This window comes from Rhizobium sp. MHM7A, from assembly GCF_005862215.1.
Lineage (GTDB): Bacteria > Pseudomonadota > Alphaproteobacteria > Rhizobiales > Rhizobiaceae > Rhizobium > Rhizobium bangladeshense.
In genome coordinates this window covers 1,033,847-1,060,002 of sequence record NZ_VCHT01000001.1, presented here as the reverse complement: position 1 = coordinate 1,060,002, position 26,156 = coordinate 1,033,847, and the positions used below count along the sequence as shown (strand labels likewise).

The 26,156-nt window shown below is 54.0% G+C and carries 26 protein-coding genes; 11 read left to right on the top strand and 15 right to left on the bottom strand.

Annotated features, from left to right (window positions below; all coding sequences use genetic code 11):
- Positions 1 to 12 precede the first annotated feature (12 nt).
- Both FFR93_RS06035 and FFR93_RS06030 read right to left on the bottom strand, forming a co-directional pair.
- Entirely contained in the window at positions 13 to 915 is a 903-nt protein-coding gene (locus FFR93_RS06035) for a hypothetical protein (RefSeq protein ID WP_138392474.1), read from the bottom strand.
- Positions 916 to 929: 14 nt separating this feature from the next.
- On the bottom strand, positions 930 to 1,775 hold the full coding sequence (locus tag FFR93_RS06030) for a hypothetical protein (RefSeq protein ID WP_138392473.1): 846 nt from the start codon (positions 1,773 to 1,775) through the stop codon (positions 930 to 932).
- A 114-nt stretch (positions 1,776 to 1,889) separates the two neighbouring features.
- Here FFR93_RS06030 and FFR93_RS06025 point away from each other — a divergent pair, with 114 nt between their 5' ends.
- Positions 1,890 to 2,393, top strand: coding sequence for a hypothetical protein (locus FFR93_RS06025; RefSeq protein WP_138392472.1), 504 nt, complete (start codon positions 1,890 to 1,892; stop codon positions 2,391 to 2,393).
- 4 nt (positions 2,394 to 2,397) lie between these two features.
- On the opposite strand, the gene FFR93_RS06020 is transcribed toward FFR93_RS06025, so the two are convergent.
- The gene (locus FFR93_RS06020; protein ID WP_138392870.1) at positions 2,398 to 2,637 is read right to left on the bottom strand and encodes a GapR family DNA-binding domain-containing protein; all 240 of its coding nucleotides are present in this window, start codon (positions 2,635 to 2,637) and stop codon (positions 2,398 to 2,400) included.
- Between the two features lie 124 nt (positions 2,638 to 2,761).
- Positions 2,762 to 2,950 carry a hypothetical protein gene (locus FFR93_RS06015; protein WP_138392471.1) on the bottom strand — a complete coding sequence of 63 codons (189 nt, stop codon included), beginning with the start codon at positions 2,948 to 2,950 and terminating at the stop codon, positions 2,762 to 2,764.
- Positions 2,951 to 3,040: 90 nt separating this feature from the next.
- On the opposite strand from FFR93_RS06015, the gene FFR93_RS06010 reads away from it, so the two are divergent.
- From FFR93_RS06010 to FFR93_RS05980, 7 genes are read left to right on the top strand one after another with little or no spacing between them, the layout of a single operon-like run.
- A complete protein-coding gene (locus tag FFR93_RS06010; RefSeq protein WP_138392470.1) occupies positions 3,041 to 3,529 on the top strand; it encodes a hypothetical protein in 489 nt (162 codons plus the stop codon).
- Positions 3,526 to 4,017, top strand: a complete 492-nt coding sequence (locus tag FFR93_RS06005) for a hypothetical protein (protein WP_138392469.1) — start codon at positions 3,526 to 3,528, stop codon at positions 4,015 to 4,017. Before FFR93_RS06010 ends, FFR93_RS06005 begins: the two co-directional genes overlap by 4 nt.
- Positions 4,014 to 4,871, top strand: coding sequence for a hypothetical protein (locus FFR93_RS06000; RefSeq protein ID WP_138392468.1), 858 nt, complete (start codon positions 4,014 to 4,016; stop codon positions 4,869 to 4,871). Before FFR93_RS06005 ends, FFR93_RS06000 begins: the two co-directional genes overlap by 4 nt.
- Positions 4,868 to 5,833 carry a hypothetical protein gene (locus tag FFR93_RS05995; RefSeq protein ID WP_138392467.1) on the top strand — a complete coding sequence of 322 codons (966 nt, stop codon included), beginning with the start codon at positions 4,868 to 4,870 and terminating at the stop codon, positions 5,831 to 5,833. Before FFR93_RS06000 ends, FFR93_RS05995 begins: the two co-directional genes overlap by 4 nt.
- Before the next feature lie 22 nt (positions 5,834 to 5,855).
- Positions 5,856 to 7,094 carry a hypothetical protein gene (locus FFR93_RS05990; RefSeq protein WP_138392466.1) on the top strand — a complete coding sequence of 413 codons (1,239 nt, stop codon included), beginning with the start codon at positions 5,856 to 5,858 and terminating at the stop codon, positions 7,092 to 7,094.
- Between the two features lie 27 nt (positions 7,095 to 7,121).
- A complete protein-coding gene (locus FFR93_RS05985) occupies positions 7,122 to 8,384 on the top strand; it encodes a hypothetical protein (RefSeq protein WP_138392465.1) in 1,263 nt (420 codons plus the stop codon).
- Positions 8,385 to 8,387: 3 nt separating this feature from the next.
- A complete protein-coding gene (locus FFR93_RS05980) occupies positions 8,388 to 10,046 on the top strand; it encodes a DNA topoisomerase (protein WP_138392464.1) in 1,659 nt (552 codons plus the stop codon).
- 2 nt (positions 10,047 to 10,048) lie between these two features.
- On the opposite strand, the gene FFR93_RS05975 is transcribed toward FFR93_RS05980, so the two are convergent.
- From FFR93_RS05975 to FFR93_RS05955, 4 genes are all read right to left on the bottom strand, one after another.
- Complete coding sequence (locus tag FFR93_RS05975) at positions 10,049 to 10,645, bottom strand: hypothetical protein (RefSeq protein WP_138392463.1); 597 nt, start codon at positions 10,643 to 10,645, stop codon at positions 10,049 to 10,051.
- A gap of 65 nt (positions 10,646 to 10,710) precedes the next feature.
- Positions 10,711 to 11,487: a hypothetical protein gene (locus FFR93_RS05970; RefSeq protein WP_138392462.1), complete on the bottom strand. Its 777-nt coding sequence runs from the start codon at positions 11,485 to 11,487 to the stop codon at positions 10,711 to 10,713.
- A 13-nt stretch (positions 11,488 to 11,500) separates the two neighbouring features.
- Positions 11,501 to 12,190, bottom strand: coding sequence for a hypothetical protein (locus FFR93_RS05965; protein ID WP_138392461.1), 690 nt, complete (start codon positions 12,188 to 12,190; stop codon positions 11,501 to 11,503).
- A gap of 1,991 nt (positions 12,191 to 14,181) precedes the next feature.
- Positions 14,182 to 15,063 carry a hypothetical protein gene (locus tag FFR93_RS05955; RefSeq protein ID WP_138392460.1) on the bottom strand — a complete coding sequence of 294 codons (882 nt, stop codon included), beginning with the start codon at positions 15,061 to 15,063 and terminating at the stop codon, positions 14,182 to 14,184.
- A 55-nt stretch (positions 15,064 to 15,118) separates the two neighbouring features.
- Between FFR93_RS05955 and FFR93_RS05950 the strand changes: the two genes are divergently transcribed.
- A complete protein-coding gene (locus FFR93_RS05950; RefSeq protein ID WP_138392459.1) occupies positions 15,119 to 16,567 on the top strand; it encodes a hypothetical protein in 1,449 nt (482 codons plus the stop codon).
- Here the strand turns inward: FFR93_RS05950 and FFR93_RS05945 are convergent.
- The 6 genes from FFR93_RS05945 to FFR93_RS05920 all read right to left on the bottom strand — a co-directional run bounded on the left by FFR93_RS05945 (position 16,564) and on the right by FFR93_RS05920 (position 21,667).
- Positions 16,564 to 16,926 (bottom strand): hypothetical protein, encoded by a 363-nt coding sequence (locus FFR93_RS05945; protein WP_171049113.1) that lies wholly within the window; start codon positions 16,924 to 16,926, stop codon positions 16,564 to 16,566. The two genes, FFR93_RS05950 and FFR93_RS05945, sit on opposite strands and share 4 nt — an antisense overlap.
- Entirely contained in the window at positions 16,926 to 17,777 is an 852-nt protein-coding gene (locus tag FFR93_RS05940; protein WP_171049112.1) for a L,D-transpeptidase family protein, read from the bottom strand. The genes FFR93_RS05945 and FFR93_RS05940 overlap by 1 nt, the downstream gene beginning before the upstream one ends.
- A 157-nt stretch (positions 17,778 to 17,934) precedes the next feature.
- Positions 17,935 to 18,927, bottom strand: a complete 993-nt coding sequence (locus FFR93_RS05935) for a tetratricopeptide repeat protein (protein WP_171049111.1) — start codon at positions 18,925 to 18,927, stop codon at positions 17,935 to 17,937.
- Positions 18,928 to 19,021: 94 nt separating this feature from the next.
- Positions 19,022 to 19,543 (bottom strand): hypothetical protein, encoded by a 522-nt coding sequence (locus FFR93_RS05930; RefSeq protein WP_138392455.1) that lies wholly within the window; start codon positions 19,541 to 19,543, stop codon positions 19,022 to 19,024.
- Between the two features lie 45 nt (positions 19,544 to 19,588).
- The gene (locus FFR93_RS05925; protein WP_138392454.1) at positions 19,589 to 20,659 is read right to left on the bottom strand and encodes a hypothetical protein; all 1,071 of its coding nucleotides are present in this window, start codon (positions 20,657 to 20,659) and stop codon (positions 19,589 to 19,591) included.
- 120 nt (positions 20,660 to 20,779) lie between these two features.
- Entirely contained in the window at positions 20,780 to 21,667 is an 888-nt protein-coding gene (locus FFR93_RS05920) for a MucR family transcriptional regulator (protein ID WP_138392453.1), read from the bottom strand.
- Positions 21,668 to 22,147: 480 nt separating this feature from the next.
- Here FFR93_RS05920 and FFR93_RS05915 point away from each other — a divergent pair, with 480 nt between their 5' ends.
- Entirely contained in the window at positions 22,148 to 24,067 is a 1,920-nt protein-coding gene (locus FFR93_RS05915; protein WP_171049110.1) for an ATP-dependent DNA helicase RecQ, read from the top strand.
- An 8-nt stretch (positions 24,068 to 24,075) separates the two neighbouring features.
- On the opposite strand, the gene FFR93_RS05910 is transcribed toward FFR93_RS05915, so the two are convergent.
- Positions 24,076 to 25,284, bottom strand: coding sequence for a hypothetical protein (locus tag FFR93_RS05910; protein ID WP_138392451.1), 1,209 nt, complete (start codon positions 25,282 to 25,284; stop codon positions 24,076 to 24,078).
- 247 nt (positions 25,285 to 25,531) lie between these two features.
- Between FFR93_RS05910 and FFR93_RS05905 the strand changes: the two genes are divergently transcribed.
- Positions 25,532 to 26,155, top strand: a complete 624-nt coding sequence (locus FFR93_RS05905; RefSeq protein ID WP_138392450.1) for a 3'-5' exonuclease — start codon at positions 25,532 to 25,534, stop codon at positions 26,153 to 26,155.
- Position 26,156: the final 1 nt, after the last annotated feature.

The following is a 26,156-nucleotide window of genomic DNA, read 5'->3' as shown; positions in this document are numbered from 1 at the left end:
ATTTCCGCCTTGTTACTCCGCCGGTGCGTAGTTTCTTGCCACCGCTTGATGGTCCGGCTTCACGTCGTTCAGTCGCTTCGCTGAGAGGATCGACATTCCGGCTACGCATGCGGCCCACTCACGGAAATTGTTGCAAATCGCTTCCAGAGGCTTTGTCTTCGCCAGGTAGTCGAGCCGGTAGGTTTCCGGCTTTCCCCTGATCGCTTTCAACACTTCACGGGCCTTTTGGTCGTAACAGGCCTGCATGAGGCTGGACATGTTGTTTGCGAGGGTCTGGGTAAGATTTTGAACGTCATCTTGTGTCGCCCCAGCCGGGAGCATTGCCGGAGCATTCCTTTCGGCTTCCGAAATCACTGTTTCGATCATGATCTCGAACACTTTCTCGGTGCCCTGGCGGAAATCGTAGTTGCTGACACAATCAAACAGGGCTGCCGCAACGTTTGCAGCGGTGATGACAATCCAGGTGTTGGAACTGACTTTATTCCCATCGTTAAAGGGATCATGATCCCATTTGCGGTCGGCAAGTACGGCCACCCCGGCAATCTGCCTGGCGGCATCGGGGATATCCAGTAGCTTTCCCGTGGTCCAATGAGCTGCAACCCATTCGGCGGCCGGGTATCGGAACGGTCGTGCCTGAGCAGCGTCGATCTCACTCGGGTCACATCCGTGGATATGTGCAGCGGTGAGGGTCGCCAGCTTTATTGCATTTGTGACGAGTTGCGCGAGAACCTCACCCTTGAGGATATCCTTCGTTCGGACGCCTTTGTTCGCGAACGCCCTGAAGAGAGGGACGTTATGGTTCATGAACTGCTGGAGCGCGACCTTTTGACGGAACACATTGTCGCGTTGTTCGCGCTTGTGATCTTCCTCGGCCGTTTGGTCCTGGATTACATTCTTTTGCTTCTTGAATCCCAAGGGTATTTCTCCTGTCAGCTGGAAGTTGCGATCCGCAGTTCCAGACTTGTCTCCAGTTCCGGTGTCAGATGACCCGTGATGAAATTACCGAACCTCGTGATGCATTCGTCAAGGATATACTCCCCTCCTCGCTTCGAGCGCCGAATGACATCGACGAGCGGGAGCATAAGCAAGAGTGGCGAGGAAACCTCTATGTGAGATACCCTGAACATCAAAACCGCACTATCGTCTGCCTTCATATGAACGACGAAGCCGCCCTTCCCCTGTTGAGCCGCGACCGGCATCGTCCAATTTTCTGCAGCCGCCAAAAGTACCGCAGGCAGCAGGAATTCGGGCATGACGACTTCTTCCACGCTGACTTCCGGTCCGCCTGCGAAGATTCTCTTTCCCTCCGTCACCTTGGCGATGGCACCTTGGATCATTTTCATGAGGGTTGGATCGAGAACACGCTTGCGCCGCTCGATTGCGTGTTTTTCCAGTGCAACCTTTGCCGCCGTATACTGATCAGAGGACAGTTCCTGGAGTGAAACGGAGGCACGGCCCATCGTTACGGCGATATCTGTTGCCATCTGCGGGCCGGAGCGGATGAGGATCGGTGGCTCCACCGAGGTAGCGGAGAGCGCGAGAGGAATTGCCTTTGTGAGAATTCCAGCCTTCTTGAATGCCTCATTCAGTTCGCTTGCGCCGGTTTCAGCGTCAAGCTTGTTGTCATCCGGCACCAATGCGGCAGCGCCAAACTGCGGATGGAGAATGGCAATATAGGCGAAGCAGTCCACGAGATGGTACTCGACGCCCAAAAGCTCTTTTGCTTGTACGATTAAAGTCTCGACAGGACGCGTGGGCGCAACGGCCACCGTCAACGGGTTATTCGATGAATTCATAAGTTTGGCTCACATTGGCACCTGAGAATCTTTACAGCTGGCGGCCCGTGCTGCAACAATTTCCTGATAGTGGTTCTTTTAAAGATTGAATGCATGAGCAAGCTAACTGAACATCCTTTCGCCGCCTGGATTGGCGGTCTTGCCGCTGAAAACCTGGTTCAGGTGGATGGAAGCCGGAACAACGACATCAAGCTACGCGGTCTGGCGGCCAAGCGTTTTGCTCTTGGCGTATTCAATGAGCAGCCGTTGCTTGCAATTCTTGCAGAGGATCGTCCTGCCATTCAGGCAATTCGTTGGTCTTCGGCAGCATTGCTGATCAATCGCGATAATTCGGACTGGATTGCACTTTCGTCCAAAGATGTTCGCCCGGGAACTCCTGTTGGCGGAGAGCCCTCTCCGATGCGTCTGTTTATCCCGGTTCAGCATCACCGTTTGCTTGCCTGGAAAAATGTCGACCCTAAGCAGGTCTTGCATATTGGCGTAATGGATGTCGACAAGGAAAAAGGGCTCCCGACGAGTGACGGAAGCCCTTTCATGAACTTGCAGGCAATGATTTTCTTCAATCCGGACGGACCGAGAGCCCGCCCGGCGAAGTGAAATCTTAGAGCATGCCCAGCGCGTTGAGGTAGGTGTTGAGGATTTCGTCTTCCTGGACGCGCTCGTCGCGGTCCTTTTTCCGAAGAGAGATAATCTTCTTCATGATTTTCGGATCGAAGCCCATAGCCTTGGCTTCGCCGTAGACGTCCTTCACATCGTCGGCGATGCTTTTCTTCTCTTCCTCAAGCCGTTCAATTCGCTCGATAAAACCGAGTAGATTCTTGGCGGTTTCGTTGTCGGACATGTCGCTCACGTGCAGAACTCCTTGCTAGATGCGTGCTGGTCACAAGGATTTCCGCAAAAAATAATCCTGTCAACGCGTTTTGCAGTCGACAGGATTAATTAATGAGAATTCCTTGTGGATCGAATTACAGAAGGCGCGGGCGTGGCGCGTAAACTTCCGGTTCGTAGTCGTAAGTTTCGTTTAGAACCGGCGGGGCATCGATCATATCGTTGCACAGATCGACGAGTCCGGCCATTGCAAGACCTTCTTCCATCTTACCGTTATCGATAGGGCGGGTGCTGACGGACAGACCGTTGGCTGGTGTCAGGTTCATTTTTTTACTCCTCGCAGCTTGCTTAAGAAAGGAACACAGTGCTCAATATTAAGAAGATAATGCGTACGGCTGGCGCAAGGAACAATACAAATGCAATTGCTTAGCAAGGAAGCTCTTGAAGCTTGGCGAGCAACACTTCCCGATGATGTGTTGACATGTATCGAAACAATCGACGATTCCGGCCAAGAAGCTGCTGATTTTATCTCTAAATTTCTCCCCGATTTGAAAAATTCCGATGATTTTTCAGGTTTGGTTTCGGCCAATCGCGAAAAGTTCATGGAAATGGGCCGCGCTCGACGTATCCGTTTTCTTGCTTGGTGCGCCGCCAAATTCCATAGTGATAAGGACGAAAGATTGAGGTTGATCTCGAAAATCACCGAGACTGGGTCAAGCGAAGAAGGAAGTGGTTCCGGCAATCAGAGTGTCGGCATCCTGTTTCTCGAAGATATCAAGGCTTTCGCGGCGGCCATGGGACCTCGTGCAGCGGCCTTGATCGTGGACGAGAATACGCTTTCGACTGTTGCTGGCGTTGGTCTTGAGATGGCGAGCGACATGGAATTGCGTGGAGGACGGAAATGAAAAGAACCGGAATTCTAAAGGGTGCGTCGTTGGCGCTGATGTTGTTGGCATCCACGTCAACGGCTCTGGCGGATGACTCTTGTGTCGCGGGCGTTCAGACAGCCCTGGACCAGCAGCGGACGAGCTATATCGCCTCCCAGACAAGTCTTGCTTCCCAAGGATTTTCCAGGCGTCCTGGATCATTCGCCGAAACCACCTGCCTGGACACTCTCATGCAGACTGGTGGTCTAGATATCCTTTTCAAGCCGCCGTCACTCGACTCTATTTTAGGCATGGTCAAGAACCTCGCTTGCAAACAGGCCACGCAGATTTTTGATCGCCTGACAGGTGGTGGTTTGGACAATCTCACCAGCTTGCTTCCTGGTGAAATCTCTTCCGGCATCAACCTCAGTGGTAGCCTGTCCAGTGTTATTGGCTCATCGACGCAGGTTGGCGGTACGCTTGACACCTCGAACGTGTCGACATCTTTGAGAAAGCTTTTCCAATGAAGAAGTTCGCGTCCTATTTCCTTGTTGCAGCAGCGCTGATGGGGTCTGTCCCCATGGCGACCGCCGCACCTGTGCCTTTTAATGAGCCGCCTGGCTCTCAGGCCCGTAAGATCGTCAACGTCGTGTTGGCCGACTACATCAATGCCAGAACTGGTATCCAGATCGGGGTCTCGGTCGTCGATGTTGACCAGGATGGAACGGGAGAGATCGTTGCACGGTTTGTGCATTCTGGTTCGTGTCGTGCAGGCATGGAAGAATGCCGTACGGTCATGCTTCGGCATGATCCCGACAAGAACTGGCAGATCATTCTCGATAAAACGACGAAAAAGATCGAAGTTCTCGTCGATCAGGCGAAAAAGAACCGCCCTGCCCCGATCAAGACGGATAATGTGACCTGGAACTGGTCGTATCCGTCCTACAAGCCGGTACTTGAAACCGCTGGCAAGCCGGTCGAGTTCAAGCCGTTGCCGGATAGTCTCGTCGCGCAGATCGCGCCAGCTTTTGGTCCGGGTGCAGCCAAACTCGTCGCTGATCATGGCGCTCTCAATTTCGAATATGCCGAGCCTGCTATCTCTGGCTCCCTGAAGTCGATCCTTGTCCGGATGAACGGCCTCAATGCTTGTGGTGCGTTGGCCGGTTGTCCGATGCGTCTCCTCGTTCAAAATGGGAAGAACTGGACGCCTATTCTTCAAGTGTCCGCTGAACCGGGCGTGGCCTTGTCGGACGTTGATCGTGGCGGCTATCGCGATCTCGTCCTGTCGACGAAGTCCGGCCTTGTCGTAATGGGGTGGAACGGCAGTGCATATGCAGTGGCCGAGCGCCTGGAACAGAGTATTCCGGAGAAGAAGAGATGAAAATGACGATGCGTAGTCTTTTCCTTGCAACTGCTGTTGCGGCAGTATGTCAGTTCGGGATGGTACAGTCATCACAAGCTGCATCTTCGACCCTGTCGTCGATCATGTTCCAGGATTCAACCGGGCTTAATTACAGCAACGAAGACATTCAAAGCACCTGGAGTGCGTTGAAGTCGATGGGAACAGATTCCTTTCTCGGCGGAATGATCGGCTCCTTCAAGCTGGACGAGGCGTCCCTTATCGCTGGTGCGTTGAGCATCGGCGCGACGGAATTTGATAACTTCCTGCGGACTGGGTCGCTTGGTTCGGTCACGAGCGACATTTCCAATCTACTTTCAAACAACATGCTGAAGGCAGCTGGTATCGACTTGTCGTCATTGACGGGCAGTTTTACCGTTGGTGGTGGCAGCGCAAACGGCGTCTTTAGCGCAACTTCTGTATCTGCTGCTGCTTCCGGCGGCCAGTGCGATCCCAGTGTATCCAACGATCTTGTGAACATTGGCAAGAAGCATGTTGAAATGATGCGCGAAGTCGCCCTCGGAGATGACTATGGAATTTCGAAGATCAATTCTCTGGCTGGCAGTCAGGGAACCGGCACGGGCTTTGCCTCTCTCGGTTGCCTGGACAAGCTTTTCCAGAATGCCGGGTCTGACATTCTGTTCAAGCCGCCATCGCTCGGCAATCTGATGAGCCAGTTGCAAAACTGGACCTGCCCGAAAATCCCTGGCGTGGCTGACCAGGTCATGGGCGGTTTTGGCCAACTCGACATGTTCAACACTCAAGGGATGGGCGGGTTCTACGGCTACAAAGCCTTTGGCGAAGCGAATGATGGCCCTGTCACCCCACAGCCGGGCCTCGGCAATGACGTGAAGAAGGTTTTCGGTTCTTCTTTCGGAACTCTCGCTTCAGTCGACGGCTCCAAGATTTCCTCGATTACCGATCTGAAAAAACTCTTCCAGTAATGACCCAACAAGGAGTTCTCTAATGAAACCAAATCTTCTATCGACGCTGCTTCTTGGGTTTTCCTTGGCCGTAGCCACTGTCTCAACCGCTTCCGCTGAAGATTCCAGCAGTTCGTATAGCTTCAGCGTTCCTGACACCGCAGACAACACTTGCTGCACCGACAAGGATGATGGCTACGACCACGACAACGCCAATGGCAACGCCAAGATCATCATGCAGAACACCAACCAGAAGCTTGCGGCAGTTCAGCTTGCGATCATCGAGACCCTGCGCCTGGCAACGGGTCAGCTGTCTGGCAACTCGCGTGAACAGACTGGTGCTCAGCACACTCTGGCTGACCAGCAGGATGACCGTTCGACCGTTAAGGCCATCGAAGAGCACACACTGAAAGCGATCAACTCCGCGACGACGTCGCCTTCTGCCTGCCGCATCATTTCCGGTTCGCAGAGCGGTGACATGGCAGCTGCGAGCCAGGAGGTTGCTGCCGCTTACAACAAGGAAATGCTTTCCTGGCTTGATGGCTCAAGTGACATGTCCAGCAAGGGGCAGGATGACGCTGTCATGAAGCGCCTTGAGATGCACTGCTCCAGCTTCGCAACGGATGCTGACGTCGAGAGCGGCGTTTGCTCCTCGGAGGCCACACCGGATATGCAGAACGCAGACCTTGATCCCCGTAAGTCTTTGTTCGCTAACAACGGTCCTGTTGAAGCACTGACGGACAATCAGGCCAAGGCTGCGCAGGCCTACATCATGAACACCATTTCTCCGGTGCCGTTCACGAAGCTCTCGGAAGAAGAAGCCAAGACGGTTGAAGGCAAGATGCGTGTTCAGCGTCAGAAGACCGAAATGGGCCGTATCGCGCTTGCTGCGGCAACCCAGCACGAAATTCTGGCTCGCCGTAACTCCTTGTCTTCCGACTCCAAGCGTATCGGCTGGGCCCAGGGAACTGCCGCCAACATGCAGGGTTATGAAAAGGCCGACTATTCCAAGGGTGTCTCTTATGACGATTGGCTGAAGCTCAACAGCCAGTCCTTCCTGCTGAACTCAAACGAGCAGCTGAATGCGGAAGAATCCGAAATTACCGCCCTGAAGCATATGAAGAACATGATGGCCGTTCTGACCTACCAGCAGTTCGAGAATTACAAGGTTCTGCAAAATATCAGTGCGAACCTTGCAATGCAGACTGCTATCCTCGCGGAAGGAACCAGAACAGATATCAACTTCACTTCGGCCCCGGGAAAATCCTCAGCCGGTAATTGATATCCCGGAATAATAGGGAGTTAGGCCATGGGATTTAAGAAGCAGCAAGCAGCAGCGGCAGTTGCAGAAGACGTCGATGCTGGTATGGAAGCCAGCATCGACAGAGAAGCTTCCTCGGTCGAGGAAACGCCGGTAGCCACTGCTGAAGTGGCATCGGATACGGTCGTTGTTGCGAATGAAACCGTGGACGAACTCCAAAAAGCTGACGAGGTTAAGCCGGAGGAAGAAAATGATCCTTCGGCTTCCCCGACTGAATCCCTTGACGATCAGCTTCTCGCTGGCGGCGGCATGGAATTGTCGGACGACGCTATTGATCCTCCTGCTCCTGCCGTTGATGCCGTTCCCGCCGAAACGGGTGCTGCGGTTGAGAACGTTGATGCAGTAACCGAGGCTCCTGCGGCCGATGAAGTCGCACCTGAGGGCGGCAAGCCACGTTTTGAGCCTCTTGTCGGCAACGGAAGCGCTCTCTCGCAGAATGCACAGCGTAAGGCCGCTCAGGCTGAAAAAGACGCGGCAAGACAAGGTTATGGCGGCGGCGGAGGTGGCGGAGCAATCGGCGCGCTAGTTTCAGCCCCAATTTCCGGTCTCAAATGGGCCCTTTCTGGCGTTGGAGCCGGTATTATGCATGCTGGAGGCCAGAAACTTGCAGACCGTTTCTTCCAGCCAGGTGATCCGGTATCCGTTGCGAAGCGTGCGTTCAGGCATCGTTACGCCGCGTACGATGGCGCTATCAAGAAGATGAACGCTTCAACGGCTGCGCGCGATGCCAGTATCGATCAATTGAACAACCTGATCGTTCAGTCAGAAGCAGGCCGCACCCTCAAGCAGATGGCCGAGGCCCGAAAGGTGGAACTGCACGATTTGATGAGCGACGTCAGATCGGGCAAGGATCGCGACCCGTTTGCGCTGAAGTGCATGGAGAGATTGGAGCGCGATCCGAACTTTGGTCCAGCCGCTCAAAATATGGTTGCGGCTCAGAAGGCCTTCACCGATGCAGAAGCCATCGCACAAACAAACCTGGCCCGTCTCACTGCGGATCACGGAGCCGACATCAACCCAACGTTTGAAGCCAATCGTCTCGTTGGCGCAATTGAAAAAGCCGAAACGGACGCCAAAAAGCCCCTTCCACTTGAGGTAACGGCGAAAAACAGCGAGACTGGTGCTGAAGAAAAAATCGACACTGAGAAGCAGCACAAGAAGTTCATGGAGGCTCTTGATAAGATCAAGGAAACCATTGCCGCGCTGCTTCATAAGATCATGTCCAAACTGGGGATAGGCGGCCCTAAGTAAGTTATGCACGATGTGTTCATCATTGAAGCACCCGGTAAGGTCCGGGTGTTTCAGGACCTCCTCAGAAAAGTCGGTGTCGAGGCAAAGGTCCAGGCGACCAATGGTCATATTTGCGAATTTCCAAAAGAGCCGCGAGACCTTGGGATCGATCAGGCGTTTCGGCCTTTCAACCGCATTTTAAAAAATCCAGAAACTGGTCGCTACATCCGCGAAGCGCTCACAGGAGCGAAGAACGTCTTCATCGCGACCGATGCTGACCAGGAAGGCGATGTCATCGCCTGGGACGTAGCAGAACTCATTGCTGACATATGGCCGGAGCCTTTCAGAGTGCGGCTCAAGGGCATGGACGAAGACTCTGTCCGCGAAGCGATCACTGACGCTAGAGCTGTCCGAAAAGAGGACGCTGTGCCGGGTCGCACCCGCGCGATCCTGGATCGAATGATAGGGTTCACGTTGTCTCATAAGGGTGTGAAGGTCGGCCGCATCAGAACCCCTCTTCTTGGCATCTGTCGCGATGAAAACCTTCCGGTTGCCAGATTGCGCCTGATTGCCCCCTCGAAGGATCGTGGGCGGCCCTGGGTTGCAGAGTGTGATGTTCTCGACCCGATTACCCTAAAGATTGCCAAGCAGCTGGAAAATGTCCAGTTCCCCGAACTGGACAAACGGCGGCAAAGCCAGCCATATACGTCGAAGCCGAAGCACACCGGGGAGGTTCTTGTCAGGGCGGGGGACGTCTTGCAATTGAAGCCGCATGAAGCTCAGCAGAAGATGCAGGACCTTTATGAGTCCGGTAAAATGTCATATCCGCGTGCAGGTTCGAAAGGCCTCTCTCCCACGATTGCTGCGAAGATTGCCGAAATCGTGAAGAAGAGCCGTTATAACTTTGAACCGGCGAATGTCGCGACGAAGACCGATGCGGATGTTCACGACGCCCCCTACCCTATTGGTGCTGTCAATGTGACCCACGACCCGGAGAAGGTCGGCGATCATGAAGGCATGCGTGTCCTCATCGCGCGTGACCTCGTGAAGGCTGGGCAGAGCCACATCATTGAGGAAGCTTTCGGCTCTGTGGCAGGTGACCATCTCCGCAAGCTTGGCTTCTCTGACGCTGTCTCCGACTTTGTTGCGAAGCTTCCCTGGCGGCGCGAAAACGGGCCGCGTTATCCCGGTCAGGAAGCGTGGCCAGAAAGCCAGGTGATTAATCGTCTCCCTGAGACGGTTCTTCTGGAAGCTGTGATGAAAAAGGGTCTTGGCCGTCCCTCGACATGGGCGCGTCACGTTGAGAAATTCATGGAAGATGGCCTGGTCGACAATCAGTTGAAGCTGACTGGCAAAGGGAAAGCGTGGGCCGAGGCAAGTCCGGAAGTGCTCCTTGACCCTCGCCTTTCGGCTGCAATCGAATCCGCGTGCGAACGGGTCACCGATGCGATCATGATCGATCCTAACCGTGAGCCATGGGAACTGCTGTCGGAGAAGATTATCAAGGCTTTGCCTGCTGACATCAGGCAGAAATTGATCGAAGCTATTGCGGATGTGAAGCAGCGCCCGAAGATCGATCTTACTGCCATGTATCGTTCAACGGTCGGTCTCGATGAAGTCCTCGAAGCGGCCAAGGAGAAGACTTATTCTCTCGGCCCCAAGGCTCCAACGCTGGAAGACTAGTTTTACTTGAAGGAAGGTCCTGGCGGTGTGCGACGAGGTCCGCGCGCTGCTTGCACGGCGAGATTGCCCTTTGCCCGGTTCCTGAGCGATATGAAGGCGTCGGCATATCTGGTCGCGCAACCAATGTTTTCAGCGACAGCAACAGGTGCACCGAAATAGAAGACCGTCCATTGCCCGCCTGGGAGATTGGAGCGCTTGGTGATGGTGAAAATATCCCCATCAAATGTGGTCTTTTTAAAGGAATTCTTTTCGTGCTTCCACCCACGCGGCGTCGGAATGTCCTGGAACGGTTCCTGTTCGACGTCGAATTCGCCGGAAATCTCCCGGATCAATGTCATCAACCGGTCAACGCTTCGCGTCAACGTATGGTTCATATCTCCAGATTCGATGATTGGACCAAGGACGGATGCCGCACTCGATGCGACACTGATTCGTGCCAGGCGTGCAAGCCTGGTCTGGCCGATAGCGACGCGCCCCATCGAATCTTCCACTCCATTGATTGCGGATGTGAAAATTGGTGTATGTTCCGTATAGAACTCCTTGAGGCTCGCAAGCTTGGAAAGGAGTTCATCGACGAGGACGGGGTATTCTAAACGCATAAAGGCTCTCCATACACTGCAAGTATTGAAGAGCCTTTGAAAAACCACAAGGGGCCGTTTAAGGTTTATGCAGCAGAGCGGCTGCCCTCGTCGTCATCCCCTTCCATGTCGGTTTCGACGTAATTGCCGTTGTCCTGGACTTCGAGGCCAAGAGCGTGCGCCATGTACCGTGCGAACGTCTTGCTCTGCGCGTCAATCATGAGCGTGTGTTTCGGATCGTCGTGGGTAGCGATCTCTGCGAGAGACTGCATGTCCGGGATGTACTTCGGGAAGAGCATTCCCTGTTGTTCGGCCTTGAAGATGTAGTCCTTGATCCGTGGTTTCGCCATCAGCGAATCCATCTTGGCTTTCACACCGGGCCACCTGTTTTGAAGCAGCAGGACCTGCGTCTGCTTGAAGGGAGCCCCCGTCTGCTCGATGGCCTTCTTCATTTTCTCGTGGACGGTTTGCCGGATCGCCCAATAGTCCCCGTCAGCCACATCGATATCTTCCTTGCTCGTCCCAACCGGGATAAGGACGATATCGCAGAGTGCTGCGAGCGCCAGGTCGAGTGCCGAGCGGTTTGCACCACCGTCGATGATCATGACCAGGTTCTGTTGGGTGGCGAACTTGGCATAAACCTGGAGGATGTGGTTGAGGTCTGTTTCTGGATCGATGTTGGGGACGGATGTCATTGCGTACCTGCGTTTCAGGTGGAATTCGTCCGGTCGAACCGTTCGAACGTCCGTCTGCAGGATCAGGGTGTCGATGTCGAGACCCTTGGACATGCCGTGGGCGAGGAAATGGGATACCAGGGTCTTTCCGGAGCCGCCCTTCTTGCCGAATACGCCGATGACTTTCATGGTACTACTCCTCTTAGCCCGGCAGGACTTTGTTGTCCTGGATGTGCTGCTCGGCTATTTCGATCATCCGCTCAACGATTGCCGAGGCCGAGACTGTGCGTTTCAACCTGATCTGCTCGTGGGCGGCGAGGTCACGGACCCGGTCCGCAACGTGCGGCGAAAGGGTATACGAGGACTCCCGCTTCTTTTCGTCGCTAACCCTTGGCCTTCCCCTCAGCCTTGGTTTTGCCTGCAGACTGTCGGCGTGGACCGCTGCGTCGTTCACTGGCAGGTTGTCTGTTTTTTGAGTTGCCGGGTCCGAAACAGGTGGTGGCGGCAGAATGGCTTCTTCGCTCTTGGGTGCCGTTTCAGGCTGCGGAACCTCTTGCGGTAACTCACCCTTCGCCTCGACTGCCAGCGCCGGGCCCCGAGGTGTCACTGTTTCTTCGACCGCCGTGGGGGCTGGAACTGGTGTCGCGCTGGCAGTTTGTTTCTGGGCCTCGGGTGAAATGGCGCGCTGAAGTTCCTCGCGCTGTGTCTCAAGGCTGGTGGCAGTGCGAAGATCAGTAACGGGAGGATGTGGCCGATCAGGTTTTCCAATCGGATTTTCCAGGCGAATTTCCTCCATAAGGAACTGCAACCGGTTGTTCCCCCGGAGGGCCGCCATCGCAGGATCGTTCGCCGGATCGGCCTTGTTATCAATTTTTCTGTTGGTAGCGTTCATCTGTCCGCCTCTCTGCCTTGTCGGTTGTCTTTCAAGCGCTGCAACTGCGAATCAGTGTCCTGAATTAGCACGATTTGGACGCTAATTGGTTAACAAACTGTTAACATCTTTGGACGATTTGCACCGATCCGATGATCGTCTCGGGCTAATCTGCTGCCATTACAATATGTTGACTTCCTCATAATAAATTTCCCTAGGTCCCTGCTTTGGCCCTTGGCTATGGTCCTGTTACTCCCGGATGCTCATCGCCTGACTGCAGGCCTGGAAGTTTTCGAATCAGGGTCTCATTCTCGTTGAGTGAGATCGGCATATCGAAATTGGCTATGTTTCACTGAGGTACACAGCAAGACTTGCGCGTAGCTTGTGAGGCCGTCCCGATCACAGCATTGTTGGCAATTTGGAGAATGGGCAGATAGGCCTTTTGCCTGATGTACTGCTCTCATGCTTGGACAATAGCAAATGATCCTCTCGGCCTCATTCGGTCTTTGCTAGTTAAGCTAATTTGCAGCTTGTCCGGCTGGCAGTTATGACATCTCGCTGTCAGGCTGCGGGGCAAACGTTCAATTTGTGAATGATGCAACTCGCCTAATCGCATCACTGCCCATTATGGCAACAGGTCCGCATTATCTCTGGAGCCGACCAGGCTATCCAATTATGCAAATGCGCTGGTATGGGCAGTGCCTATCATCGTGGTTTCATCATCTACACGTTTCGTGGCACCCGCACATGCTCGCGGTAAATGATTGTCTGAGCCTCTGATGCTGGTTCCCTCACGAGCAATTATGCGGATTTGTGCTCAGTCTATTTTCCTATTAGGAAATTATGATAACGGTCAGGTTCTCAGCGATGAGGACACAGGGCTATACTGACCGTCTCCTAACCAGACTGACGCTTGGCCTGGTCGAATATCGCGTTGCTTGCTTTCGCCGTTTGTGGCTGTTTCTGGCATGAAGGAAATACCTAATAGGAAAATAGGATATGATCCAAACACCAGCTAAGGTGTTGATAATCGTGCATTCAGCTCGTTATCTTGGATTGTACGGAATGATTGTCAAACTGTGGGTTTTGCCAAGACGCACGGACCCGGATGATCTTTTAGGAAACTCCACCAGGGTCATATTTGGCGATGATCTTGTGAGGACAGTCGGCTGTGGGCAAGCCTGCCTCCCGTTCTCCGATCCACATTGGCTGGGAGGGGCTGAGAAAAGTCTCATGGCTGTCTGACGGCCTCCTACCGCAATCGCCAGGTAGCATCTGATGGTGGCTTCCTGTTTTTGAGCTGTCCTGTGAGCATGAAAGGACATTCGGAAATGAGTGGCCGATGTGACTATCGTATCTGCGTCGGAGACTGCGATACTCGCTTGAAATGAGGCAGCCATCCCGTGATTATCGCTTGCTATTTGTCGATGGTGATACTTTCCTCCCAGCCTCCCAGCCTCCCAGCCTCCCAGCCTCCCAGCCTCCCAGCCTCCCAGCCTCCCAGCCTCCCAGCCTCCCAGCCTCCCAGCCTCATAGGAACTGATGCAGGTTGAAAAACAGGCTATTTGCATCTTGTTCGGATTGGGCGTCTTGATCTTCTGCTGCTCGGAAGTTGGTCTGGCAACCAAATAGGCAAGCGTTCACGGATGATGATTGCCAGGTAGACACGCTTGGTAACTGGCAGTTCGTCTGATTGTATCGGACTCAATGAGGAAAATTGACAACTATGACAGCAAGCTATGACGCAATGAGCCCATCAGCTTCTTTTGCTGGTGTTACGGCTTCATCGTTGAAAGACGGTCTAGCATTCTATTTTGAGGGCGTGCTGGCCTGGTGATTGGCTGCTTTTCTGGTTCGGCAAGACCGGAGCCTCAAATCATGGTGATACGGAGTGAGCGTCTTAGCCCGAGATCATATTGATCAGGCATAAAAATAGGCTCAGGGCAGGGTAGCCGCCGAGCCTATTTTTCTATTGCGCTATTTTCCTATTAGGAAAATTGGCGGCTAGGAAATCAGCCTTTGTTGTCGAGGAAATCGAGAAGCAGAAGCGGCGTGGAATCGCCGTCTCGCAGCGGCGTGGTGTCGTTGATCACCCAGCCATCGCCTGGATTTCGAAGAAGGCAGCTGCATGGTGTCCACAAGGGTTCGCCGTCCTCTCCATACTCAATATTCTTGCGTTGCGCCGAGAACCGGCCCGCCCGATCAGGATCAACGTTGGCCCTGAAAAATGGAACCAGGAACCACGGTTTCTTGGACTTCGCCATCCACTTGCTGTCTTCGGGTGAAATGCTGGGGGCGATGGAGGCGAGAATTTGGTCGACCGTCAGATCGCCTGTCCCGCCAACCTGGTATTCCGCTGCTTCGCCGCTTTCGGTCTCGCCTGTAACGATGATCCCGGGCTTGCCATATCGACTTGCCATTTCGAGACCCATCTGGACTGCAGAAACAGCGTTTGCGATTGGCCCCTTGATCTGCTCGGCGTCATCCAGCACCGCGATCAAGCCGTCGTCTACCACTTCGGTGTGTTCTGCTGGCGGCGGCATGATGAACGCAGCCGCGTTCGGGGTGAGGGCTACCTGACCGTATCTCGGCGTCTCGAAGAGGACGTCCAGCTCCTTGCCTGTCAGATGGTCTTCACTTTCCAGCATGACCTTCTTGAGGAGTACGATGCCTCCGACACGAAGGCCCATGTTGTCATAGTAGAATTTGAACGTGATCTGATTTTTATCAAGTTTCTTTGGGTCGTAACGCAATTTGACGTGAAATATCTGACCGGCGCGGATTTTCAGTTCAGGAATTGGTACGAGGACTTCGACGCGGGCACCAACCTCTTCAAACCAACCCAGAATTCTGGCCGGTACGTTGAATGTTTTCGTAGGCTTATCCTGCATCATGGCTTGTGAATTTCCTGGGGCTACGGGACTATTGAGGGGCTTCTGGAGATTTTGCATGCGCGGTGACTCGATAATTTACGATACAGAGAACTCGTCCTTGAACAGGAAGTTCGGTCAGATTACTCAATATGGTGGTATAAGGGTCGCATCTGATCTCCAAATCAAAGAGGAACAATCCTTAGACATTCGCCTGCTGCCGTGGGTCGTGCCCAGCCCAGGCGCGTGTAGGGTCACAAAAGTCGGACCCGAAGAGTTGACGCGCCCTGACCGTCTCCCAGAATTTAGCGCGGCAAAAAGAATTTACAAGTTCATGGATGCTGGATACGGCCAACCAATCAATTTTATCACCTATAACGGGTTGGAACATGATGATAAGTTCCTTCGAGAACTGTTTTTCCGCAACCTTCATGACCCATGGTTTACTTCTGGTGCACTGAAAACGCGTATCGACCTATTTCCTCTAGTCCAACTGATACATGCGGTAGACAGCAAAGCTCTGGTTATTCCGACAACCGAGGACGGAAAGTTCTCATACAAATTGGACCGGATTGCGCCCGCAAATGGAATCGAACTCAAGGCGCATGACGGACTTGGTGATGCACATGGTTGTCTTGACCTCATAAAAATCATTATTGAACGTGCTGGGTGGGCGTGGGAGTTGGCTCAAATCAACGGACGTACTGCCAACGCGACGACCTCTATCCAAAAATCTGTTACGGATGTCAAGCCATTGTGGTTGTTCACTCATTTCGGCGAACCCGAGTTTATTCCGGTCTTTCCGGTGGCCGTTTCGGGTAAGGATGCGCACTTTTGCGTCGATCTTCGCAGGAAGGATTACCGCGAGGTATTTGAGGGAAATAAAGATAAACTTCTATTCAAAGGAAGCTGTTTCCACCGCCTTGAACCAAAACGGCTTCCGACATTCGTGAGCGAAGACCTGGTTCGCAAGGCTGGCATCGAATTTGACGCGCTCGAACTTCTTGAACGCGCTGAAGAGATCAATGGCGATTTGGCCTTCAAGGCTGACTTAACAGCCGTGCTCCTTGAGCAAAAATATCCCAAGCTCGCAAATGAGCAGAGCGAAGATAGGCTGTTCCCGTTCATGACCAACACGGCGAAGGCTGAGATGCGTCGGTTCGTAGAAGCTCCGACATGGGAAGAACGGCTGAGATGTCGGTTTACCGATCCGAGAAGCCGCGACTTCGCGGCCAGGATCATTCTGGATGCGCATCTGCACGGCGACGCAGAGGTCTCTGAAAAACTTGTTCAGCAGGTGAGGGATATCTGCCAGCCGATCATGAACCGGCCTTTCGATGGAGCGGATGCAAGGTGGTTCACGTTGTCACATGCAATGGCTGAAGAGCCAGATCAGGCCTGGATCGATTGGGCGCTCGAATATTACGGAGCCGACCCACGGCTGACCGGCGAAGTTCCCGTCAAAGTGGATAAGGACGTTTTAGCTGCGGAGCCTGAAGCCACCCCGCAGCTGGCATTCACATTTTAGGCGAGTGCCTTGTCGGCCTGCATTTTCAATTGCTGTACGATGGCAAGCACGAGGTGATAGCACCAGCGCAAGCCTAAGATGGTCATCCAGCCGCAACCAATGGTCAGGATTGCGTAGACCCACAGCGATCCCATTGCGATGAGCTTGTCGACTACGCCTGGGCTGGTTGCCCAGGTGGTGAGGGAAGGAATATCCAGTTTCGGAATAGGACCGACGGTTGCCCACGCGCTGGTTGCCTTATCGTATAGCTTATTGGTTGCCCATGCGAAGCCAGAAACAAGCGCTAGGTTCGCCCCAACACCCATCAGACGCACGGTGCCATCGAGGCCATTGAGGACTGTCTTCATTGTTTTCAACATCACTGTAGGCTCCGTTCTGTGTAGATTGGTTCCGGCTGAATTTCGGCTTGTGGAATGAACCGTGGTCCCCGGTCCTGTTCCTGTGTTTCGTTTTCGATTTCCGATGCCCAGGCTGGCGCGTCGCCAGTGGGTGCTGGCTCGTTTTCGTTTGTCGAAACGAAACCTCCACCGTCTTTCTTGTAGATGTCCGGATAAAACCGGATGCGGTCGTTGCTGTCTGGCCAAGCTGTCCAGTATCCGATGATGACACGCACGGGCTCAGGCGGGTTGTGGTTTCTCATGTCTCCGGATGAAATCCACTGATTCACCTGGCCGGTTGGCACCTGGAGAACCCATGCTGCGATATCACGAACCTGCTCAATCCGGACGCAGCCTGCCGAGGCGGATCGCACGGCATCTTCGAACTTTCCTGGATCATTGGTGTCATGCATGTAGATCGCCTGATCGTTCGACAAACCGATTTTCAATGAGCCGAGTGCATTGTTCTCACCCGGTCTCTGGACGAAGGTTGTTACCTGATACGCTCTGTCTGCAGCATCGAATGCCGATACGGTGCGACCATCCAGGATAACGTCGAAGCCAGAGTTTTCGAAAAACTCCGGATCGTCAGCAAGTTTGTCGCGCCAGTTCTTCCTGGCGATGATCGACTGCGGCACGGTCCATGTCGGATTCGGCCTCACGAAGGTAACGGTGTTGTCGAGTTCTGGAGTAGGGGTGGCCTTGCTTCCAACCACTGCCTTGCTCTCGATTACCGGATTTCCGTCCTCATAGGCTGTGACCACGCCGCTCGCGATGTTTACGACGATCACACGGCCTGTCTGTGGTAGTGACAGGTTGCGGATGCGCGACAAGGTGCCCTTGATCGCTGCGGCCTCGGCTGAACCATCAGGAAGCGTTGCTGCCCGGTTATGGAGAGCGGTCCTAACCCAGTCCACGGGATTTTCGGCATGCGCCGTCATGGGTGCCATGAGCATGACACCCAGAACCATCGTTTTCAGAAAATTCATGTTATCGGCCTCTGTTTGCCCCTTGAGCAGCCAGGTTCTGGGCGTCTTCGATTTCCCCCACTGACATGCTTTGTTCCAAGGCTTCCATTTCAGCTTTCGCCGCTGTGCCTTCTGCTCCGTTGTCACGAGCAGCGAGGTTTAGCCAGGAGTGGGCGATCACCTTGCTCTTGCCTACGGCATGGCCACGTAGGTACATCTGCGCTAGCTGCCGCTGAGCAGGGGCGTAACCCTGCCGTGCGGCCAGCGTGAACAATCGGGCAGCTTCGGACGGATCGAGATTCGCACCATCGCCGTTCATGTATTTGATCGCAAGGTTATACTGAGCAGACGGATCACCTGCAGCGGCTAGCTCCGACAATCCCTTGAGGCTTCTGTCAGCCATCTTGAATTCGCCAATCGAACCGCAAGCCTTGCAGTTTTCCGACGAGAGGTAGCGTGTGACGTCGGCGGGCTTAACGATGCCTTCGACGCGCTCCGTTGCTGACTTGTTGCCACTGGCTACAGCCATGTCAAACATTCTTCGCCACTCATTAGGATCGAGCGGGACTGCCTCACGCGTCTCCAGCAAGATCGACAGACGATATTGAGCCTCGGAATGGCCCATCTCGGCGGCGATGCGATATTCTTCAGCGGCCTTGCCCGGCTGATACGAGCCCTGGAAGCCGCTTTCAAGCAGCAGGCCCATGTTGAAACGTGCGGATGACGAGCCCATTTCGGCAGCTTTGCGGAAATAAGACATTGCCGAGGAGCGGCTGATACTGGTTCCCTGGCCCTTCATGGCCATCACACCGAGGTTGTTTGTCGCCTTGGCGTCGCCAAACTTCGAGGCACGTTTGTACTCTTCGATGGCTCGTTCGTAATTGCGAGGGACACCGATACCGTTTTCGAAGCGATATCCATTCTCGAAGCCATGGCTTTGTGCAGTCGTCGTTTCAGCGGGAAACAGCGGATAAACGTGTGTTGAGCCAGCGCAGCCTACGAGAGCTGTGGACATGGCTAGAATTCCTGCAAGAGCGAGACGGCGCATGTAAGTGTCCTAAGGAGTTAATTCCTGTTACGACAATGCTACTGTGGAAAATATCGCTGACTCAAGGGTGACTGAGTTGAACGATGCCATTTTCTTTGAGCCACAAAAGGTTTTCTTGCTCACTGGGCTCCAGCTTTCCAGAATCCAGGAGCCATTTAACGTACTTCTTTGCCTTCTGGTCCAGGCGAAGGGTCTTGCCCTTCATCTGCAATCGCGTCATTAGCACTTTCTTCCTGGCTTCAGCTTCGACAGAAAAGGCGCGACGTTCTTCACAAAGCTTTTTCATCTTTGCGAGGGCGAGTTTGTAGTCATGGAACAAGTCAAGCGCAATCCACGGATGGGTCGGGCTTTCTCTGAAAATCTTGAAGATTTTCCGGCCTTTTGGGTTGATGGAGTAGCTCACGTGGTAACTTGGAATTTGTCGCCGTTCCTGGTTTTGGCGGATCATTTCCTCGTAGCCGACGTCGAGATTATGCCCCTTCCAAAGCGGCACCGCGCCTGAGGGGCAGTGCTCTGAATCGGTTCGAAACAAGCGGCAATAACCTATCTCCTTGTCGAGCACGACAATATAATACGGTTCCATAGAAGAACTCCTTGCACGCTAGGTGCCGTCCGCCTGCCTGGGCGTTTAATTTTCCAAATTTCGAAGAATAATGTCACTTCTTTGCTGCATCTCGTCAACCAAGGAAATGTCGACGGTTTTGCAGGTGATCGCGTTTTTGGAAAAGCATGCCTGTATATCGGCCCAGACGGATTTGTCGAATTTTCGCCACTCGTTGGTGCCTTCTCCGGCAATTGGCATCGCTCTAACGAGGTTTGCGTCAGTTACCTTCAGGTCGACGTCTGCGTGCCCTTCGTCCTGGGATAGTGCCATTGCGAATTCGTGAACGATGTGGAGACGAGACTTGTTTCCCGTCGGATCGCCGAGCGTTCCATAGATTTCACGGTTCTCATGGCGGCCGTTTGCGAACCGGATGCGCATGATCACGACCCATCCGGTTTGGCCGCCTTCAAAGGTCGTCGTGGCGAGGAATGCGGATACTGCTCGGTTGGAACTGGCCCTCTTGACCTTGATATCCTGTTGCGGCTCGACCGCCCTTACCGTTTCGACGGCATTTCCCGCTGCTACGGCTTTTGGAATGGTTGCAAGCCTGGAAGGCTCCATGAAGTTGCGAATGTCCATCTTGTGCTGGTACAGCCAAGCGGATTGCTCTTCTATGGCTCGCCGCACGTGATCTGGACCCCACGCAGGAAGAAGCACGGTTATGACGGCATCGAACACCGTTTCCGGGTACCAGTATTCGATCTCCTGGTCTTCCATCTTGGAGTAGGCTTCTTCCAGCTTTCCCACAATGGTCTCTGCGGCCTTTTCGAGCTGCTTCATGTAGTTCTGCATTGCTGCAGGTGTCATCGACTTGGGAGGCGCATTCGCGTTGTCAGCAAAACCGACAATGGTCGCATGTCTGCTGGTCAGAAGCGAGATAATCTCTTCTCGATCTAGAGAGTTGAAGATGACGCTCATTGCGGCATACCAAAGCCCTGGAAGGAGTTGCTTGGTCAGTCCACGCGCGTCGAGCGGAACACCTGCCGACAGCAATGCTTCACTCACCAGAGAGCGGGCCTTTTTGCGTTCTTGAAGCTCTTGTTCTCTGGATAGCACCACTGGTTCTTCCAGTGGGAGGCCTTCGGCATCCGACATCTTTACTCAACCCCCTCGAAGCCACTTGAAAAATGATGGCCTGCTCAGTCGCGGAGGACAAGTGTAAAAGAGAACGACGCGGGAACGGTGAAGTGCTCACCATTCCCGCGTCGTAGCTTGTTAGGCTTCCTGTGTGGCGCGAGCCCGTGTTCTGCGAACCGCCTTCACCGGAGTGGCGATTGGCTGTTCGGGCGCTGCCTCCTGCTCGACTTCCTCTGCCTTGTGACCCAGTTTGGTTTTCTTGGCGTCGACGCTCTTGGATGCGGAGAAGTCCTTGCCGACTGGTCTGTAGCCTTTCGATAGACCGAAATGCCTGATGTATTCCGGGACGGTCATGCCGTAGTCGGTGCCCAGATGGCGTTTCAGCATCTTCCTCGTCGTCCCGTCAAACAAGCTCCTGACGACCTCGCCGTCGAAGGTCTCTTCCTCGGTCATGTTGTTGAAACGTTTCGCAGTGCCATCAGGGTTGGTGCCAAAGCGGTCCAGCAGATGCTTGAACTTGTAGTCTGGAGCCTTCGGATCAGGGTTGTTGAACTCGGTGATTGGCTCTTCCGCTGCAACAACCTCTGGCGTTTCCGTTGTGGTCACCTCTGATACAGCTTCCGTTTCAGTTTCCTGGGGTTCAGCTGCTTTTCTGCCGGAACCCTTCGGTCTGCCTGGCTTGCGCTTCGCAGTAGCCTGCGCGCCTTTTTTCCTGCCTCGACGTTTCTCTGGTTCTGCGGTCCGCAGTTGCGGGGCTTCTGTCGTGGAGGCTGCTGCGGGTGCCTCAGCAGGCTTTGTTTCTTCGACGGGTGCTGCTGTTGGTGCCGGTGCTGGGGTAGCCTTCGCTGTGGGGGTATCGGCTGGAACTACGCCTTCTTCTTTGTTCTTTAATTCGAGGAGCCGGTCGCCGAAATTGGTTATAAGGTCTCCAAGCGCGTTGGCGTCGACTTTGTTGCCGCTTGCTAGAAGGTCCTTGACGATATCAACTGTGTAGGCGAGGACCGTGCCTGAGGGTGTGTTTGCCATAGCAGGTATTCCTTTTCCGAGTTGTAGTGAACTCTTGCATTTTCCGGTTCCCGTAGCCTTTTCCCCCAGGCCATGGAGAACTCAATCAGCGTTGTAGGCCTATTTCTCCGGAATTAAAAGACATCGGAATTTCTGTTTCGCACTTTTTTGTGCTTTTTCATCGCCTGGCAGCGTGCATAAGGCCTTATATTAGGTCTCATGGCCATTTCCACGGACAGTCGTCGGTTGCGCCACGGTAAATTCAACCCGTTATCGCTGCTGAACTGGTCCCGGTTTTTTTCCTCAGTCACTCCAGCATTCCTTGTAATACGAGGTTTCCAGCTTCGTTTCCAAAGAGGCGCAGCGAATATGGTTCGAAACGGTGCACTGGCTTCTATGAGAGGCCTTCGGCAAACGTTTTTCTAACGAAGAGAGCTTTTTCCTTTGAAAAAGGCGGTTTCTGTTCTCATCTATATGGGTAGCTAATCCTACTTCGAAATGATGACCGAAATAGACGCCTCACTGTTCTTCGATGTTCCATTGCCTCGTGTTTCGAAACGGCAGACGGGCGCGACCACCTATGGAATCCTGAGCGGCATTTTTGGCTTTGGAGGTTTCAGGTCCGGCCAGGGAGAGATTGTCGATCACCTGGCCAGGGGAGGGGATGCCCTGGTTCTCATGGCGACCGGTGGCGGAAAGTCCTTGTGCTACCAGGTCCCATCGCTTTCCCGTGCCGGAATGGGCCTGGTTATTTCTCCTTTGATCCCGTTGATGAAGGATCAGGTGGAAGCTTTGCGCCGTCGTGGTATCCGCGCTGCTGCTCTGACCCATCTTCTCGACCAGCGTGACCGTGACGAAATAGAAGTTGCGCTGTCGGAGCGGTCAATCGACGTTCTTTATGTCTCGCCTGAACGTCTGCATACACTTTCCTTTGAAAGACTGCTGTCGCAGCAGGAAATTTCTCTTATCGCCGTTGATGAAGCTCATGTCGTCAGCCGTTGGGGGCATGCTTTCCGGGAAAGTTATCTTGTCGTCGGCGATTTTCTGGCACGTTTTCCTGGCGTTCCGAAGGTTGCTTTGACCGCCACTGCTGACCCTGACACGCAGGAGGATATCCTTAATCGATTGAATTTGGGTCAAGCCAGGATTTTCAAGAACAGCTTCGACAGACCGAACCTGGCCGTCGACGTTCGTCGGAGAGGAAATGTTCAAACGGACATTCTTGATATTCTTCAAGCTCACCCCGCTCAGGATGGAGTGATTTTCTGTTCGACAAGAAAGGCGGTGGAAGAAACCGCGTCATTTTTATCGAGAGAACAGGTCCGTTGTGTCGCCTATCATGCCGGAATGACCAAGGAGCAGCGCGGGTTTGCGCAGAAACGGTTCATGGAAGAAGAAGGGATCGTAGCTGTTGCTACGATTGCCTTCGGTATGGGCATCGACAAAGCAAATGTTCGGTATGTCATTCACACGAGCATGCCGAGCACCGCAGAAGGGTATTATCAGGAGATCGGTCGCGCTGGTCGTGATGGATTGCCTGCGCATGCTTATCTTCTTTATCGTCCCTCCGACGGAATGCAGGCACAACGCCGTATCGTCGAACAGATCGAGGTCGAAGAAGATGACGCAGTCAAACAGTTTCTGTTCAAGGACCTGGGCAAGCTGCAGGATATGATGGGCTTCGTGGAGTCCGCGCAATGTCGCAGGAAGTCGTTACTCCACCTCTTTGGTGAAGAGTTCCATGGCAGCTGTGGGTCGTGTGACCGTTGCCGTTACCCGATCAATTGTGAAGATTGCTCGGAAACGGCCCGTTCACTGGTCAAAGCAATTGCATCCACTGGACAGAAATTCGGTGCTTCCTATTTGACTGAGGTGCTTCATGGCCTCCCCACAACCCGTGTTCTTGCAAATGAACATGAGCACCTTACCGTTTTTGGCGCGCTGAGATCGGTGGCAAAACGCGATCTTCTTTCATATCTTCGCCAAATGCGTGTCCAAGGCTACGTCAAATATGGAAAGAACGGCGTTCTGGGGCTTGACCAGGGAGCCTGGCCACTCATTCGCGGCGAGGGTTCGGTCAAGCTCACCGGTGTAAACACGCGTCGCCCTTTGTCTGCATCATCCTTGGAAGCTCGTCCAGCTTCGAAAAGCCGATCCGTGGGCTTGCCTGCGCGTTCCCAGGCCTTGTTGCAGGAATTGCTGTCGTGGCGAGCGAGCCTTGGTGGTCTTGGTTCTCACGTTTCGGCAAACAAGTTGCTGGAGGTTGTGGCGCTTGGTCAGATCGATATCCTAACCCTGAAATCCACCCTTGATCCGCATTCAATGCTTTCCGAGACGGATTTGAACGGGGCTTACGGGATCGTACAAAAGGCGAGGGGGCCGCACGCAGCCGTGGACCCCCTCGCTTCGATTGCATTCTGACCGGCTGATCACGCAGCCTTTGCGCGGATCGTGGCGATCTTGTTGGCGATTGCGATGCCGGTCTTCGTAATCGGTCCCTCGATGTTGCGGTGACTGGAAACGTCCATTTCCGGTATGCCCGTCATCACGAACTTGTTCTCGGCTTCGATGATGATCCACCCGATATGCTCACCGGCCTTCGTCTTGACCTCATAACCGAATGTGGAATCGGCGGTCTGGGTCTTGGCTGGCCCGATAACGGAGCGACGTTTCGCCGGTTCCATTTCCAGGGCCGTGAAGTCGAAGCGGTAATCCCCATTGTCTCCAATGATGTAGTACGCCTTCAGCTCCTTAATGAAGCCTGGTACGTCGCCGCTGATCTCGGCGCTCTTGTGATTGGCGGTCATCGCGGCCGGGAACGGTCCGCCCGATGGATGCGGGGTTCTCGTGATCGGTGAAACCGGCGCGGTTTCCGCCGTTGCAGGCGTCTTTTTCGCCCGGGTCTTCTTTTCTGTCGTTGCCGTCTTCGCCTTGTCGACAGTGTCGGTCACAGCGCGGTTCTTCGGCGGCCGTCCACGACGCTTTACGGGAGCTTCAGCGGCAGCGGTTGTTTCCGTCATCTGAGCAGGAGCGGTCGCGGCTTCGGGCTTGGCCGTCGGCTCAGGTGCTTGTTCCTTCCTCTTGCGACCTTTGCGGGCTGGTGTAGCTGCGATTGAAGCCGCTTCGGTCTTCTGAGCTGCTTTTCGTCCAGGCTTTTTCCGTTCCGGCTTTTCAGGGGCAGCTTCTGCAACTGTGTTTTCTGCCGCAGCCGTTACTGGCTCAGCGTCGGTCGATTTGGCTTTCTTGCCACGACCCTTCGCTTTCGTCGCCGGTTTTTGCTTGGAAACGGTCTGGTCGCTCGCCTGCTCTGCGTCCTCGTCTTTCATAGCGGGAACGTATTTCCCGGGCTTGACGGCGAAGAGGGCCAAGGCGGCGGCGACGTCGGTCAGAGCGTTTGCGGTCACCGTGGTTTCCTTGCCGGAAAAACCATCGCGTATCTGGAAGGTCGTGCCAGGTTCGAGGGTCGGGTTGCCCTCGGGGGAGAACTGGGAAAGGATGTTGGCGACGGCCTGGAAAGAGTTCGTCGAGATCGTCAGCTTTTCCGCGCCAGCCTGCAGCGTGACTTGCTCGCCATTATCTAGAGTTTTCGAGGCGTAGGCCTTAGGTAGATTGTTTTCGCTGGCCAATCCGATTTTCATCTTTCCGGTCCTTTCTGCGAGGGGGTGACTGGTGCCATGAGCACTTGCCGTAGCATGTCATATATAGTGGTCGCTGTTCTCGTCAACGATAACCGAACCAAATAGTTGGATAAGGCCGGAATTCCAGTGTTTCCGCACAAGAGTTCTGGCTCGGGCGTTCGAAACTTCTTTTTGTCCATTATGGATTTCCATTTAGCAGGCTCTCCATCTACCATGTTTGAAGCGAGATGGCGGCAGAGAGACCGTGATGACAACTGGAAAATACAAGGTCCGCCAGGACAAGCGACTCCACGTCGACTTCGAATTGACCTGCCCGGACGATGACGCGCCTTTGACCGTTCCGTTTGAGCCGGAAATTATCGAGATGGGGGTCGCCGAACTCGATCTGCAGCTCTTGGAAATCGGGCGACGAGACTCTTACTATATCAAGAACGAGTATTCGCCGGTTACCAAACGCTGCACCGAACTCACAGGCATCACGCAGAAGATTTTGGACAAACAGGGTCGGCCGTTGTCTGAGGTCTTTGCCTCATTTTCCAAGAAGTACGGTCCAGGCAACAAAGCCTGGATTGCCTGGGGAAGTGACAAGGAAGCCGTGGATCGCGATTGTTTGCGCAAGAGTGTCCGCTCCCCATTTTCCGAAGCTTTCTTCAATATGGGGCTGGAGTTCTCGCAAATGACGGGGCTTGGTCGTTCCATCGGCCTACACGATGCCCTGCGCATATTGGGCGAGCAGCCGATCACTGAACATCATCGAGCAGTCAATGATGCAATTGAGTCCGCTCGTGTAGACATTTTCCGGATCAAAAGGATGCGAGCGGTCGTGGACCTCACCTATTTCGAGGAGCCATCTCAATCCTTTAAGCCCTGAA

Bases quoted from the DNA above. Each gene is read 5' to 3' on its own strand.
- FFR93_RS06025 (WP_138392472.1), top strand. From the start codon at position 1,890: ATGAGCAAGCTAACTGAACATCCTTTCGCCGCCTGGATTGGCGGTCTT.
- FFR93_RS06020 (WP_138392870.1), bottom strand. From the start codon at position 2,637: ATGTCCGACAACGAAACCGCCAAGAATCTACTCGGTTTTATCGAGCGA.
- FFR93_RS06015 (WP_138392471.1), bottom strand. From the start codon at position 2,950: ATGAACCTGACACCAGCCAACGGTCTGTCCGTCAGCACCCGCCCTATC.
- FFR93_RS06010 (WP_138392470.1), top strand. From the start codon at position 3,041: ATGCAATTGCTTAGCAAGGAAGCTCTTGAAGCTTGGCGAGCAACACTT.
- FFR93_RS06005 (WP_138392469.1), top strand. From the start codon at position 3,526: ATGAAAAGAACCGGAATTCTAAAGGGTGCGTCGTTGGCGCTGATGTTG.
- FFR93_RS06000 (WP_138392468.1), top strand. From the start codon at position 4,014: ATGAAGAAGTTCGCGTCCTATTTCCTTGTTGCAGCAGCGCTGATGGGG.
- FFR93_RS05995 (WP_138392467.1), top strand. From the start codon at position 4,868: ATGAAAATGACGATGCGTAGTCTTTTCCTTGCAACTGCTGTTGCGGCA.
- FFR93_RS05990 (WP_138392466.1), top strand. From the start codon at position 5,856: ATGAAACCAAATCTTCTATCGACGCTGCTTCTTGGGTTTTCCTTGGCC.
- FFR93_RS05985 (WP_138392465.1), top strand. From the start codon at position 7,122: ATGGGATTTAAGAAGCAGCAAGCAGCAGCGGCAGTTGCAGAAGACGTC.
- FFR93_RS05980 (WP_138392464.1), top strand. From the start codon at position 8,388: ATGCACGATGTGTTCATCATTGAAGCACCCGGTAAGGTCCGGGTGTTT.
- FFR93_RS05975 (WP_138392463.1), bottom strand. From the start codon at position 10,645: ATGCGTTTAGAATACCCCGTCCTCGTCGATGAACTCCTTTCCAAGCTT.
- FFR93_RS05970 (WP_138392462.1), bottom strand. From the start codon at position 11,487: ATGAAAGTCATCGGCGTATTCGGCAAGAAGGGCGGCTCCGGAAAGACC.
- FFR93_RS05965 (WP_138392461.1), bottom strand. From the start codon at position 12,190: ATGAACGCTACCAACAGAAAAATTGATAACAAGGCCGATCCGGCGAAC.
- FFR93_RS05955 (WP_138392460.1), bottom strand. From the start codon at position 15,063: ATGATGCAGGATAAGCCTACGAAAACATTCAACGTACCGGCCAGAATT.
- FFR93_RS05950 (WP_138392459.1), top strand. From the start codon at position 15,119: ATGCGCGGTGACTCGATAATTTACGATACAGAGAACTCGTCCTTGAAC.
- FFR93_RS05945 (WP_171049113.1), bottom strand. From the start codon at position 16,926: ATGTTGAAAACAATGAAGACAGTCCTCAATGGCCTCGATGGCACCGTG.
- FFR93_RS05935 (WP_171049111.1), bottom strand. From the start codon at position 18,927: ATGTCCACAGCTCTCGTAGGCTGCGCTGGCTCAACACACGTTTATCCG.
- FFR93_RS05930 (WP_138392455.1), bottom strand. From the start codon at position 19,543: ATGGAACCGTATTATATTGTCGTGCTCGACAAGGAGATAGGTTATTGC.
- FFR93_RS05925 (WP_138392454.1), bottom strand. From the start codon at position 20,659: ATGTCGGATGCCGAAGGCCTCCCACTGGAAGAACCAGTGGTGCTATCC.
- FFR93_RS05920 (WP_138392453.1), bottom strand. From the start codon at position 21,667: ATGGCAAACACACCCTCAGGCACGGTCCTCGCCTACACAGTTGATATC.
- FFR93_RS05915 (WP_171049110.1), top strand. From the start codon at position 22,148: ATGACCGAAATAGACGCCTCACTGTTCTTCGATGTTCCATTGCCTCGT.
- FFR93_RS05910 (WP_138392451.1), bottom strand. From the start codon at position 25,284: ATGAAAATCGGATTGGCCAGCGAAAACAATCTACCTAAGGCCTACGCC.
- FFR93_RS05905 (WP_138392450.1), top strand. From the start codon at position 25,532: ATGACAACTGGAAAATACAAGGTCCGCCAGGACAAGCGACTCCACGTC.